General features: G+C 58.0%; 12 protein-coding genes. 8 read left to right on the forward strand and 4 right to left on the reverse strand.

The features are described 5' to 3' along the window. The first annotated feature begins 47 nt into the window (after positions 1-47). Both DW823_RS07120 and DW823_RS07125 read left to right on the forward strand, forming a co-directional pair. Entirely contained in the window at positions 48-2,852 is a 2,805-nt protein-coding gene (locus DW823_RS07120) for a transporter substrate-binding domain-containing protein (protein ID WP_158567293.1), read from the forward strand. Between the two features lie 42 nt (positions 2,853-2,894). Further along, positions 2,895-3,374, forward strand: coding sequence for a pyridoxamine 5'-phosphate oxidase family protein (locus DW823_RS07125; RefSeq protein WP_118081398.1), 480 nt, complete (start codon positions 2,895-2,897; stop codon positions 3,372-3,374). A 94-nt stretch (positions 3,375-3,468) separates the two neighbouring features. On the opposite strand, the gene DW823_RS07130 is transcribed toward DW823_RS07125, so the two are convergent. Beyond that, entirely contained in the window at positions 3,469-4,683 is a 1,215-nt protein-coding gene (locus DW823_RS07130; protein WP_118081400.1) for a MalY/PatB family protein, read from the reverse strand. A gap of 112 nt (positions 4,684-4,795) precedes the next feature. Beyond that, entirely contained in the window at positions 4,796-5,533 is a 738-nt protein-coding gene (tsaA, locus tag DW823_RS07135; RefSeq protein ID WP_233543038.1) for a tRNA (N6-threonylcarbamoyladenosine(37)-N6)-methyltransferase TrmO, read from the reverse strand. A 141-nt stretch (positions 5,534-5,674) separates the two neighbouring features. On the opposite strand from tsaA, the gene DW823_RS09820 reads away from it, so the two are divergent. Both DW823_RS09820 and DW823_RS07145 read left to right on the forward strand, forming a co-directional pair. Then, positions 5,675-6,502, forward strand: a complete 828-nt coding sequence (locus tag DW823_RS09820; RefSeq protein WP_158567294.1) for a TipAS antibiotic-recognition domain-containing protein — start codon at positions 5,675-5,677, stop codon at positions 6,500-6,502. Between the two features lie 51 nt (positions 6,503-6,553). Then, positions 6,554-6,799, forward strand: a complete 246-nt coding sequence (locus tag DW823_RS07145; RefSeq protein ID WP_118081404.1) for a glutaredoxin — start codon at positions 6,554-6,556, stop codon at positions 6,797-6,799. Positions 6,800-6,863: 64 nt separating this feature from the next. Here the strand turns inward: DW823_RS07145 and DW823_RS07150 are convergent, their stop codons facing one another. Continuing rightward, positions 6,864-7,817: a tRNA-dihydrouridine synthase gene (locus DW823_RS07150; RefSeq protein ID WP_118081449.1), complete on the reverse strand. Its 954-nt coding sequence runs from the start codon at positions 7,815-7,817 to the stop codon at positions 6,864-6,866. 45 nt (positions 7,818-7,862) lie between these two features. Further along, on the reverse strand, positions 7,863-8,744 hold the full coding sequence (locus DW823_RS07155) for a LysR family transcriptional regulator (protein ID WP_118081406.1): 882 nt from the start codon (positions 8,742-8,744) through the stop codon (positions 7,863-7,865). Between the two features lie 150 nt (positions 8,745-8,894). Here DW823_RS07155 and DW823_RS09860 point away from each other — a divergent pair, with 150 nt between their 5' ends. The 4 genes from DW823_RS09860 to DW823_RS07175 all read left to right on the forward strand — a co-directional run bounded on the left by DW823_RS09860 (position 8,895) and on the right by DW823_RS07175 (position 12,418). Continuing rightward, a complete protein-coding gene (locus tag DW823_RS09860) occupies positions 8,895-10,769 on the forward strand; it encodes an aldo/keto reductase (RefSeq protein WP_199574388.1) in 1,875 nt (624 codons plus the stop codon). Positions 10,770-10,773: 4 nt separating this feature from the next. Further along, positions 10,774-11,013 carry a hypothetical protein gene (locus DW823_RS09725; RefSeq protein ID WP_147350670.1) on the forward strand — a complete coding sequence of 80 codons (240 nt, stop codon included), beginning with the start codon at positions 10,774-10,776 and terminating at the stop codon, positions 11,011-11,013. Between the two features lie 82 nt (positions 11,014-11,095). Then, the gene (locus DW823_RS07170; protein WP_118081411.1) at positions 11,096-11,569 is read left to right on the forward strand and encodes a flavodoxin; all 474 of its coding nucleotides are present in this window, start codon (positions 11,096-11,098) and stop codon (positions 11,567-11,569) included. A 321-nt stretch (positions 11,570-11,890) separates the two neighbouring features. Next, positions 11,891-12,418, forward strand: a complete 528-nt coding sequence (locus DW823_RS07175; RefSeq protein ID WP_118081413.1) for a DUF3592 domain-containing protein — start codon at positions 11,891-11,893, stop codon at positions 12,416-12,418. The last annotated feature ends 49 nt before the right edge of the window (positions 12,419-12,467 follow it).

A 12,467-nucleotide genomic window follows, 5' to 3' on the forward strand; every position in this document is an offset into this window, starting at 1 on the left:
GGGCTGGTATCCTTATGCGGTAATGTCTCGATTCGTTAGGATTGCATGTGAGAGCTGCCACTGTCCTTCGTTCAGTTATATGTCGCGCCCTGGCCATTGTGCTCGCCGCGCTTGCCGTGCTGAGTTCTATCGCGCCTGTCCAGGCTTTTGCCGCTGACTCTAGCCAGCCAGTCAAGACGGTCCGCGTTGGTTGGCTCGTCAACAACGAGGGCTTCCAGGACGGCACCCCCGGCGAGCGTCTATCGGGATGGGGTTACGAGTACCTCCAGACCCTGTCGTACTACACGCCCGGCTGGCGGTACGAATACGTCTCCGGCACCTTCACCGAGCTTATGGACATGCTCGAGGCAGGCGAAATCGACCTCATGCCCAACATCTCCTACTCCGAGGAACGCACCCAAAAGCTGCTCTTTTCCTCGAACCCCGAGGGCACCGAGCGCTACTACATCTACGCCAAGCCCGATCGCGACGACCTGGCCAAGGGTGACCCCCAAGCGCTCCAGGGCCTTACCATCGGTTGCAACTCCGGTGTTATGCAAACCTTCGTTGGCCAGCAGTGGCTCGCCAACGAAGGAATCACCTGCACATACAGGGAGTATGACGGAGGCTCCATGCTCTTTGACGCACTCGCAAACGACGAAGTCGACGCCGTCATCATGAACGACACCATCTCGTCGCCCGATGCGTCGCCCATGTTCTACGTTGGCTCGAGTGACTACTATTTTGCCGTCCCCAAAAGCCGCCCCGACCTGATGAACGATATCAATGCCGCCATGACGGCAATCGCCCGCGTCAACCCACGTTATAACGACGAGGTCAAGGCGAATTACTCGGCCCAAAACAGCGGCTCATCATCGCTCACCGGCCCCGAGCGCTCCTGGCTCAAAGCAAACGACAACACCATCACGATCGGCTATCTTAAAAACAAACTCCCCTACTGCACGCAAAATGACGACGGCGAAATGGAAGGGTCGCTCGCCTCGCTTGCAACGACGTTGCACGACAAGTTTGGCATTACGGTTGCAACAGTAGCGTTCTCGAACAACGAGCAAATGACCAAAGCCCTTTCCACAGGGACCATCGATGTCGCCCTACCGTTGTTTCGCGACTACTGGCTTGCCGAGCAGGCAGGGGTCATCCTGTCAAACCCGATGGGAACGGTTTCCCTAGCCGCCATTCACAGCAGCAGCAACCTGAACAGTGACCTTAAGAACATCGCTTGCACAGCAGACGCGATCGTCAACCGTTTTGAGCTCGAAAACCTATTCCCCGACGCAAAGGTAACCGAGTATCCGAATGACAACGAGGCACGCGAAGCCCTCAATAAGGGGGAGGCAAGTTGCATCATTGTCCCCAGCACGCGCTTGAAAACCATCCGCGACACCTACGATATCGAGGATTTCCAAACACAGGAGCTCACCGACACGGCACAGCTATCGTGTTTGATTTCGCGCGGCAAGCCCGTGCTGTTGGGAATCATTAATAAGGGCATCGTCAATGCTGGCGAATCGCTCTCTGCAAGCAGTTATTCCCCCACATCGTACTCGGCGCAAGAATCGGATGCGTTTCGACTTCTCTACCGCAACCGCATCGTCATTGCGGCAGTCATCATCTGCATTTTGCTCACCGGCATCGTCATCCTTGTCTGGTCGCTTCACCGCGCGCAGAAAGAACAGCAGAAAGCCGATGCCGCCAACGCCGCTAAGACGGCATTCCTCACGCGCATGAGCCACGACATCCGTACGCCACTCAACGGCATCCTGGGTCTTATCGAAATTGAGGAATTGAAAGACGGCGACATGCAGGCCGCCCGCGAAAGCCGCGCCAAGGCGCGTGTTGCCGCCAATCACCTACTCTCGCTGATCAACGACATCCTCGAGATGGGCAAAATCGAAGACCGCAAGCTAACTCTGGAACATGCGCCTTTTAACCTCAAAGAGCTCTGTGACGATACGCTGGTGCTGTGCAAGCTCCGCGCATCCGATAACGGCATCACAATGCAGGACAATAGTCTGCCGTACGCCACGGGGCCATACATGATCGGCAGTCCCACCCATATCCGACAGATCATAATCAACCTGTTAGACAACAGCATTAAGTACAACAAGCGCGGCGGCTCCGTCACCTTTAGTTCAAAGACCAAGCCACTCGATGATGGGCGCGCGCTCTTTTGCTTTAGCGTTTCGGATACCGGCATTGGCATGGCTCCCGAGTTTTTAAAGCATATCTATGAACCGTTTGCCCAAGAAGGTGACGATGCGCGCAGCAAGTTCCAAGGAACCGGCATGGGCATGCCAATCGTCAAGTCGCTTATTGAACTGATGGGCGGTACGATTGAGATTTCGAGTGAGGTTGGCGTGGGGAGTACGTTCAACGTCCAGATTCCGCTCGATATCGACAAGAACCCTCAGGCGCGGGCAGATACGGTCGAGGGGGTGCTCGACTGCTCGCTCGCCGACATGAACGTGTTGCTCGCCGAAGACAACGAATTGAATGCCGAGATTGCCCAGACGCTGCTCGAAAGCGAAGGCATTGTCGTAACTCGCGCCGCCGATGGCAACGAAGCGGTCGACCTATACGTTGGCCGTCCCGCCGGCAGCTTCGATGCGATTCTGATGGACATCATGATGCCGGGCATGGACGGCTATGAGGCAACCCGCGCGATTCGTCTGAGCGAGAAGGTCGATGCAGCCGATATCCCCATCATCGCGCTCACCGCCAACGCCTTTGCCGAGGACGCCAAGGCGGCACACGATGCCGGCATGAACGCCCATCTGTCCAAACCGCTCGACTTTAACAAGCTCAAAAACATACTCGCCCGCATCAAGAAAAACGGATCCGTTTCGCTATAGTTTGTGCTCAACCACCACGCACGACCAGAAAGGAAACCAACGATGTTTAGGCCCTTACGTCGAAAGAAACGCGCCATCACTGACGAGGAAGCGCGCGAACTGCTCGCTACCTGCAAGCGCGGCGTCTTTGCCGTCAACGGCGACGATGGCTACCCGTACGCCATTCCCGTCAACTACTTCTTTGACGACGAGCACGACAAGATTTATTTCCATGGCGCCAAGGCTGGCCACAAGGTCGACGCACTCAAGCGCGATGACAAGGTCTGCTTTACCGTTTACGGCAACGAGTGGTACCAGGACGGTGACTGGGCTCCCTACGTTATGAGTACCGTGGTCTTTGGCCGTTGTCGCCTGGCGAATGACACCCCCGCGTTTATCGAGGACAAAGTCCGCCAGCTCGCGCTTAAGTACTACCCTTCTGCCGAGGAAGTCGAAGAGGAAATCGCCAAAGACATCAAGGGCGTCCAGCTCTACGAGATTACGATTGAGCATCTTTGCGGCAAGCAGATTCAAGAAAAGTAAGCCTCTCAGCAGGTCTGCGCCCAATTGCTACAGATGCTTTACCATGTGGGGCCTTCTAGCCAACTTGGCAGAAGGCCCCACATGCAGCGCACGCTTACCGTGCATTAAAAACGTAGCGGTCCAGGCGGTCGCACGCTTCCCTCACGCGCGAAAGCGGCAGCGCCAGATTCACGCGAATGTGGCAGGGCCCGTGGAACGGGCGGCCGTCCTGATACCCCACGCCCACGCGCGCCCCCTCGTCGAGCAACCACTGAATATCGCGGCCATGCTCGCGGCACCACTCGGTGCAGTCCAGAAACACCATGTACGTGCCCTGCGGACGCGAAAACGCGACGCCCTTCCAGTGCTTTTCTGCATACGTGCAGAAGTACTCGATATTGCCGGCAAGCACCTGGTTGAGCTCATCAACCCACTCATAGCCCTGCGGCTGGTAGGCACCGATAAGCGCATGCATGGAGAGGACGTTCATCTCGTTGTAGTGGGTCTTGTTGGACACGGCGCACACGCGGTCGCGCAGCGTCTCGTTGTAGATGATGTGGTAGCTGCCGACCAGGCCCGCCAGGTTGAACGTCTTGCTGGGCGCGTAGAGGGCAACCGTGCGCATGCGGGCATCCTCGCTCACCGACTGCGTCGGGATGTGCTTGTGTCCCGGCAGGATGATATCGGACCAAATCTCGTCCGAGATCACCACGCAATCGTGCTGGCGATAGATGTCCATGGCGCGCTCGATCTCGTCGCGCTCCCATACGCGGCCGCAGGGATTGTGCGGCGAGCAGAACACCGCGGCATGGATGTAGTTTTGGGCGAGCTTGCGCTCCATGTCCTCAAAGTCCATGCGCCACACGCCCTGGTCGTCGAGCTTAAGCGGGCTGTGGACAATACGATAGCCCGCGGCCTCGATGGACTTGGTAAAGCCGATGTAGGTAGGGCTGTGGACTAGCACCGCATCACCTGGCTGGACATACGCGCGTAGCGTCGACACGACACCGCCCAGCACGCCGTTTTCGTAGCCGATATGCTCCGGCGCCAAGTCCTCAACGCCGTTGCGACGGCTCTGCCATTCGATGATGCGGTCGAAGTACTCGGGACGCGGATTGAAGTAGCCAAACATGGGGTGCTGAGCGCGCTTGATGATGTACTCCTGAACCGTGGGCACCGTGGCGAAGTTCATGTCGGCCACCCACATGGGAATGCGGTCGAAGCCCTCGTCGGGTGCGTTCGGAGCCATACCGGGGATCTCGCCCCAAGAGTCAACGGCGATGGCATCCATGCCGTGGCGGTCGATAAGCGAGCTAAAGTCGTATTTCATGCTGAACTCCCATGCAAAGCGGACTATTTTGGTAGGCGTTATTGTCCACCAGCATGGGCGATTTTGACATGGGGTTTGGCGCTTAATTTGACGGGTTCAGACGAATGGCTGGTTAGTCTTGCGCGTCGTTGACGGCGACTACGGTTAGCTGGGTTTTATCGACCGTAAAAGATATGTCGAGCCCAGCATAAGCTAAGTGGTAAACGCGGTTTGGCTCGTGCTTGCTGCCCGCGCGGCGCGGATCTTGGCAAAGGACCTCGACCAAGCCGGGGAGCTTTGCGGGCGGGACCATATCCTGCAGCGCTTGTGGAAACTCAACATCGAGCTCTTGCCACGGAGCACCCTCAATCCAGCCGCCGGTCGCATCCGGGTGGCAGTCCGCAAACGGGATGTAGGGCTTGATATCGTAGATGGGCGTGCCGTCGCGCAGATCGGCCCCCAGCACATGGATGATGGGGCCGTCGTCGGTAAGCTCCACGCGGTCGAGCTTAACGCAGGTGAGCCCGATGGGATTAGGGCGAAACGGACTGCGCGTGGCAAAGACACCCACGCGCTCGGCTCCGCCCAGACGCGGCGGGCGCACGGTCTTCGACCACTTGACGTTGGTGCCAGACCTGTCCTGCGACTTGGCATCGGCAGCTATGTCGTTTGCCGTGCCGCCGGGCGTTCCGTTTTCGAAGCGCCACAACAGCCATAGGTGAGAGAAGGAGTCCAGGCCCTCAACCGCTGCATTGGAGGCAAATTCCGGCTCAAAGACGATGTGTCCCTGCAGATGAGGCGCCAAAAAGCTGTTGCGCGGAATGCCGAACTTCTGCGGCAGGTCGGTATGTATGTGTGCGATAGGTTCCATGCCGGTCATTGTACGGCATGGAGGTGTGGGGCGTTGCGTGCAATTCTTCGCCGCGGTCCCCCGTCGTGCAACCAACGGTTGCTTGGAAGGGCGCCTGCTGCCGCGTATGCTTAAGCCATCAACCAGCAGAAAGGAGCCGTTATGGCCTTTGCAGAAAAGCTCATCGCCGTCCGTCGCGCCCATCACCTTACCCAAGAGCAGCTCGCCGCCAAGCTCTTCGTCACACGCCAAGCCGTCAGCCGTTGGGAGCGTGGCGAGGTCACACCGGGCATCGACATGATGAAGCTCATCGCCGCTGTGACCGGCGAGCCCCTGTCTCATCTGCTCGAAATGCCCGAGCGCTATTGCCAGAGCTGCGGCATGATACTCACGCCCGACGACTGCGGCACCGATGCCACGGGCGCCGCGACCGACCATTACTGCAAGTGGTGCTACGACCACGGCCAGTACACCTACGACACCACGATGGAGGCAATGATCGAGGACTGTGCCCCGCGCCTGGCGCAAAACACCGGCCTGTCACTCGACGAAGCCGTCTCGCTCATGGGCGCCGTCCTGCCGCAACTGGAGCGCTGGCGCACCGTGCAGGAAAACGAGGAACGCTACGGCGCCGAGGCTCGGGCGCGCTATGGCGATGAGGCTATCGATGCAGCAAACGAAGCGCTGCTGGACATGGACCCCGAGACATGGAACGACATGAAGGAACTTGAACGCGCTATTTTGGGTCAGCTCTCGATTGCCATGGGCGACGGCGATGCGGATGGAAGCGAGGCTCGCAAGCTCGTCGCGATGCATCGTCGTTGGATTGGTCTCAACTGGGGACGCGAACCCCAGAACGAAGCGTACCTGGGCCTCGCCCACGACTATCTTGCCGACCAGCGCTTTATTGACTACTACGACAAGCCCTGCGGCGCCGGAGCCACGGCGTTTCTGGTACAGGCCATCGAGTCGTCGCTGGCCCGCGCATAGATTGCGGCGGCTTTGGGTATTTCAATCGAAACCGCAACCGATTGGAGACCTATGGCTACTAATCATGAGCTCGTGCTCTACGTTATGACCGGCTGCCCGTATTGCATAAAGGTCAAGCGCTTTTTGGCCGATAACGGCGTGACCATTCCCGAGCGCGATATCTCGACCGACCCCGTTGCCGAGCAGACGCTCATCGCCGTCGGCGGAAAACGCCAGGTTCCCTGCCTGTTCATCGACGGCAAGCCACTCTACGAGTCGAGCGACATCATCGCGTGGGTACAGGAGAACCTGCTCTAGTGCAACACGGCCATTGGGGACGTTCTTAAATGACTAGTCGTTAAAGAACGTCCCCAACGACCAACTAGCTGTGGAAGCGGGCTATGGGTGCAAGTGGCTGCTCGCGAAAGACGCGCTCGACGGCGGCGCGGTATTCGTCGACCTTTTTGGTCTTGCGCACGATCTTGTGAACGTTAGCGGGATTGGCGAAGGCGCATTTGGCGTAGAACCACCACTCCTTCATGCGAAAGACCGCATTGCCGCCAATCTCTTCCGCATATGCCGCAAACAGCGTGTCGTGGAAGCGCTGCAGCTCAGCAGCCGTGGCAGTAGGGCCGCCCTTAACCATGCGAGCCAGCGCGGGGTTCGCAAGCAAGCCGCGCCCCAACATTACGTGACGCGTTCCGGGATAGGCCTCCACCAGCGCATCCATCTCCTCAAGATCAAAGATGTCGCCGTTGTAGGCCACCGGGAACGGCGCCCGCTCCAGCGTCTCGCCGTAAAACTCTTTGCGCGGCGAACCCGCATAGCGGTCCTTTTGCACGCGCGGATGCACGATCAGCTCTGCCAGCGGCATGCGGCAATAGAGGTCAAGCACACGCTCGTATTCGTCGTCGCTTTCCAACCCCAGCCTGGTCTTGACCGACACCGGCAACGGCGAGCGTTCGCACACGTCGCTCAAGAACACCTCGAGCTCGTCGAGATTGCGCAAGAAACCCGAACCCTTGCCCTTGGCGACAACCGTTCCCGAAGGACAACCCAAGTTGAGATTGACCTCGCGATAACCCATGTCGGCGAGCACCTGTGCCGCCCACACAAACTCGTCCGCGTTCTTGGACATCAGCTGAGGCACTACGTTGAGCCCCTGGTTATTGACAGGGTCGACCTCCTTAAACGCCTTGCCACCAAAGCGGTTTCCCACCCGTGGCGGCGGCAAGAACGGCGTGTAATAGCAATCGAGCGCACCGAAGCACTCCGCGTGCACGCGACGGAACACATGCCCGGTAATCCCCTCCATAGGGGCCAGCGATAGAATCATCAACATCTACTCTCAGATCAATGCGGCAAAGGGACTGCCCCCTTGTCACATCCTATTCAAACGGTTCAGAAACTCTTCGCAGGCGCGGGAACGCAGGCGATATTTTTTCCATACCAGATACGACGCAATGGTAAGCGGCGGCTCAAATGGGACAAAACGCAGATCGCTGTCTTCATCTATCTGCAGCAAGCTTCCAATGCTAACCGCACACGCAGCGCCCGAACGCACCAGATGCGACGCGTTGCCGATCAGGTCGAAATGCCCCACGATGTTGAGTTCATCGACGCTAAGGACGCCACTCGACCACGCTTCTAGGTCCAGCGCTCGATTCGAGGTGCGCGAACTCACCAGCAGCGGCATATTCGCCACGTCCGCAGGCGCCAGCACGTCCCGGCCGCCCCATGGACCGCTCGCGGCAACAACAGCACCGACTCGATCCGCCTCGGGCATACGAATCCATTCGTATTTCTCGACGTTAACGGGCTCCAGCAACAACGCAAAGTCGAGCAGGCCACGCTCCAAACGCTCCTCCACCGCATCGGCATTACCGGTGTAGAGCTCAATCGTCACTCCGGGATAATTCCGATGCAGCTCTGCAAAGGCATCAAGCACCAGCCGCATCGATTTGGTTTCGCCGGCGCCAATGCGGATAACGCCCGCAATGCCGAGCTCCCGATCCGCCAACTCTAGCTCGGTCTGTTCCACCAGCAAGACAATCTCCTCGGCACGCTGGCGCAAGCGCATGCCATCGCTCGTGAGTACACACGATCGATTGGTGCGCTCGAACAGCTCCACGCCCAGCTCGCGTTCCAAATCGGCTATCTGGCGCGAGAGCGTGGGCTGCGTCACATGTAGCACGTTAGCAGCTTCGGTCATGTTTTCCTCGCGGGCCACAGCAAGAAAATAACGCAGCGTTCGCAGCTCCATGCTTGCTCCTTCGTGCACAACGGAGAACCTCATTCGGTCCAATTCGTTTCACATACATAATCCGTATATCTAGCTAGTTGCTATAGGCAATATACATTATCAAATCTCGAAACTATCGTTACAGAAGAGAACCATCGAGAAAGGAAGCGCATGGAATACATCACACTCAATAACGGCATCAAAATCCCCCAGCTAGGACTTGGCACGTATCTGCTTAAACCCGACGATGCCCAATCGTCGGTTACCTCCGCACTCGGCATGGGGTATGAGCTCATCGACACTGCCAATGCATACGTGAATGAGCGAGCAGTGGGTCGTGGCGTGCGCGAATCAGACTCGCCGCGCGAAAACGTGTTTCTCGAAACCAAGCTCTGGCCCTATTTTTACAACAGCGACACCGCCGTCAGCGAAACGCTCGAGCGTCTGAACACACCTTACATCGACCTCATGATTCTGCACCAACCCGCAGGCGACTACTTGGCGGGCTATGAGAAGCTTGAGATCGCGTACAAGGAAGGCAAGCTCCGCTCCATCGGAATCTCCAATTTCGACGAGAACGAAATCGAGAAGCTTCTCGCAAATTGCGAGATCGTTCCATACCTTATTCAGGTCGAGTGCCATCCGTATTTCCCGCAAACCGAACTGAAGAAACTGCTCGCCCAGCACGACATTGCGTTGCAGGCGTGGTACCCGCTCGGCGGGCGCGGTAACAGCAGCATCATGAACGAGCCCGTCGTGCGCGACCTCGCTGTCAAGTATGGCAAAACGCCTGCTCAAATCATTATGCGTTGGCATATCCAAGAGGGAAATATCGTCATTCCAGGCTCCAAGAATCCGACGCACATCGCCGACAACATCGATGTCTTCGACTTCGAGCTCACGGACAGCGACATGACCGCCATGGCTACCCTCGATCGCGGGAACCCTTCTATGAGCGCACGCCCGAGAAGCTTGCGCAATATGCCGCCTGGCACCCCGACGTTGAGAACCAGAAATAGGAGCATCATGCAGTACACAACCCTTGGCCATTCCGGCATTAAAGTCTCTAAACTCTGCCTGGGAGGCATGAGCTTTGGCGAGCCCAGCCCCGACTTTCATCAGTGGACCATCGGACCCGACGACACACGCGCCGTCATCAAACGCGCACTCGACACCGGAATCAACTTTATCGATACCGCGAACTGCTACAGCTTTGGCACGAGCGAAGAGTACATTGGCGCCGCCCTGCGCAATCTGGGCATTGCTCGTGAGAGCGTCGTGCTGGCTAGCAAGGTTCACTTCAACGAGGGCGGCCTTTCCGCCGACGCCATCAAACGCGAGATCGAAGGCTCGCTCAAGCGCTTGGGCACCGATTACCTTGACCTCTACATCATTCACCGCTTCGATTACGACGTTCCCATGGAAGAGACCATGGGAGCACTCAATGACCTGGTACGCGAGGGCAAAGTTCGCGCACTCGGCGCCAGCGCCATGTATGCTTACCAGCTGCACAACCTGCAGATCGTCGCGCGCGACCACGGATGGACGCCCTTTACGAGCATGCAGTGCCACTACAACCTGCTGTACCGAGAGGACGAACGGGAGATGATCCCGGTGTGCCGCCAGTTTGACATGGCCCTTACGCCATACAGCCCCATGGCGTCGGGGCACCTCTGCCGTCCCACGTGGGAAAGCTCGAGTACACGCGGCACCACCGACACGACCATGGCCAACAAGTATGACCATGACCGCGTCATCGACATGCCCGTCATTGAGCGAGTGGCCAAGATTGCCGCCGATCACGACGTGCCGATGTCGCAGATTGCGCTGGCATGGCACTGGGCACGTGGCGTAGCGGCCCCCATCGTGGGCTGCTCCAAGCCTGAGCGCGTCGACGACGCCGTGGCTGCGCTCGACATAACGCTCTCCCCCGCCGAGATCGACTTCCTCGAAGAGCTCTATCAACCGCACGCGCTCGTTGGCCCCAAGGCCCGTCCCGGCGAAAAACCACTTGCCGGCACCACCAAAGTCAAAATCGCAAAGTGATGCCATGGACGACAACATCATCGACGGCCTACGCGACGCCGGTTGCAGCGAAGAGTTTATCGAGCTATACGGCACTGCTGCCAGCGACTGTGCGCGCATTTGCCTACTAAAACGGCATCGCCGCGAATTGCTCAACGATATACACGCGGGGCAACAGAAGCTCGAATGCCTTGACTATCTCATCTATCGGCTACGCAACGCCTCAACCGGATGCTGTTCAAGCCGCTCGGTATCGCGGCCATGAGGCGGCACTTAATAGCACCTCACCATGGCACCAAATACTGCCTCACCATAAAGCCTAAACCGCAGCAACGAAAGGAACTCCAATGACTAAGGCACTTGTGGCATATTTCAGCGCATCGGGAACCACGATGGACGTTGCAAACCACTTGGCTCGCGTGACGGACAGCGACCTGTTCGCCATTGTGCCCGCCAATCCATACACAAGCGCCGACCTTAACTGGCGCGACAAACAGAGCCGCAGCACGCGCGAGGCCGCCGACCCCTCCTGCCGCCCTGCCATAACCTCCAGAGTCGAGCACATCGAAGACTACGACACCATCTTTTTGGGCTTCCCCATCTGGTGGTACGTGGCGCCGGCGATTATCAACACATTCCTTGAGTCTTACGACCTGACGGGCAAAACGGTCGTCCTGTTTGCCACCTCGGGCGGAAGCGGAATGGGCAAAACGGCGTCGGTCCTTAGGGCAAGCGCTCCAGGCGCAAAGATCGTTGACGGCGGCATTCTCAACAACGCAAGCAACGCCGACATCGAGAAGTTCGCGGCAAGGTACCTCTAACGCGGCAAAGGCCGACAAATCGGCGGCGCGGCGAGCACGATGAAAGCGGCATCATCGAGTGGATATAGGAGCGCCTGCCCTATTCCAAAGTCGCCACCCTAACCTTTCATCCACTCCAAAACATGTACGTCAACATCCAAAGTCAACATTTTTTGACATCTTTGAATGCTGACGTACAGCTTTTTGTATGGACCGGAGAAGGCGCAAATGGCGAACCCATCGAGCCGTCAAGACACTTTAGCCGCATGACCATGCACTCATCGATGGCAGGATTCCCTATACTGAGTCACATATGACGGTATCGCGCCAAAGGAGAACGCCGTGGCCACGTCGCAGATATCCCTGCTCGCGCTCATCTCGGTTGGAGGCATCGGCATCCTGCTTATCGGAATGAGCACGCTCATGAAAGCCGCCGCCCGCAGGAAAGCCAAGGCCTGCACCGCTATGATCATGGGAACGGTCATTGACCACCGCTTTATGGGCGAAGGCAGGATGTATCCCGTTTTGGAGTACACCGTCGACGGCACGCAGTACCACGTGAGAAAACAATTCCGCGGCGTAAAGACCAAAAGCTTGTCGGGACTCCCCGTCCGCACGCAAAGCGCGGCGTACGAAGACGCCAAGGGCTGGTTGCACGTACAGACAGGACCCATCGCACGCCTAGATACTCTCGCAGAGCAGCTTTGGCCCCTCGGCAGCCAAATGACTGTGCACTACAACCCCAGCAGCCCAGACAAGAGCTATGTCGAGCGCCCTATCGTGGGCGACTTTGCCACGCTGATGTTTAACATCGCGGGTATCTTGCTCATCGCGCTGAGTATTTTGCTCTATGTTCTTATCCAGCGCTAGCTCAGACTGATACATCCCGCGCGCCGCGCGCCGTAACGACCGCCACGAC

Origin of the sequence: Collinsella sp. AM34-10 (genome assembly GCF_003469185.1) — a bacterium.
Taxonomy (GTDB): domain Bacteria; phylum Actinomycetota; class Coriobacteriia; order Coriobacteriales; family Coriobacteriaceae; genus Collinsella.

Coding starts and splice junctions, on each gene's coding strand:
- DW823_RS09820 (WP_158567294.1), top strand. CDS start 5,675: ATGGCCTTTGCAGAAAAGCTCATCGCCGTCCGTCGCGCCCATCACCTT.
- DW823_RS07170 (WP_118081411.1), top strand. CDS start 11,096: ATGACTAAGGCACTTGTGGCATATTTCAGCGCATCGGGAACCACGATG.
- DW823_RS07145 (WP_118081404.1), top strand. CDS start 6,554: ATGGCTACTAATCATGAGCTCGTGCTCTACGTTATGACCGGCTGCCCG.
- DW823_RS07150 (WP_118081449.1), bottom strand. CDS start 7,817: ATGATTCTATCGCTGGCCCCTATGGAGGGGATTACCGGGCATGTGTTC.
- DW823_RS07125 (WP_118081398.1), top strand. CDS start 2,895: ATGTTTAGGCCCTTACGTCGAAAGAAACGCGCCATCACTGACGAGGAA.
- DW823_RS09860 (WP_199574388.1), top strand. CDS start 8,895: ATGGAATACATCACACTCAATAACGGCATCAAAATCCCCCAGCTAGGA.
- tsaA (WP_233543038.1), bottom strand. CDS start 5,533: ATGGAACCTATCGCACACATACATACCGACCTGCCGCAGAAGTTCGGC.
- DW823_RS07130 (WP_118081400.1), bottom strand. CDS start 4,683: ATGAAATACGACTTTAGCTCGCTTATCGACCGCCACGGCATGGATGCC.
- DW823_RS07155 (WP_118081406.1), bottom strand. CDS start 8,744: ATGGAGCTGCGAACGCTGCGTTATTTTCTTGCTGTGGCCCGCGAGGAA.
- DW823_RS09725 (WP_147350670.1), top strand. CDS start 10,774: ATGGACGACAACATCATCGACGGCCTACGCGACGCCGGTTGCAGCGAA.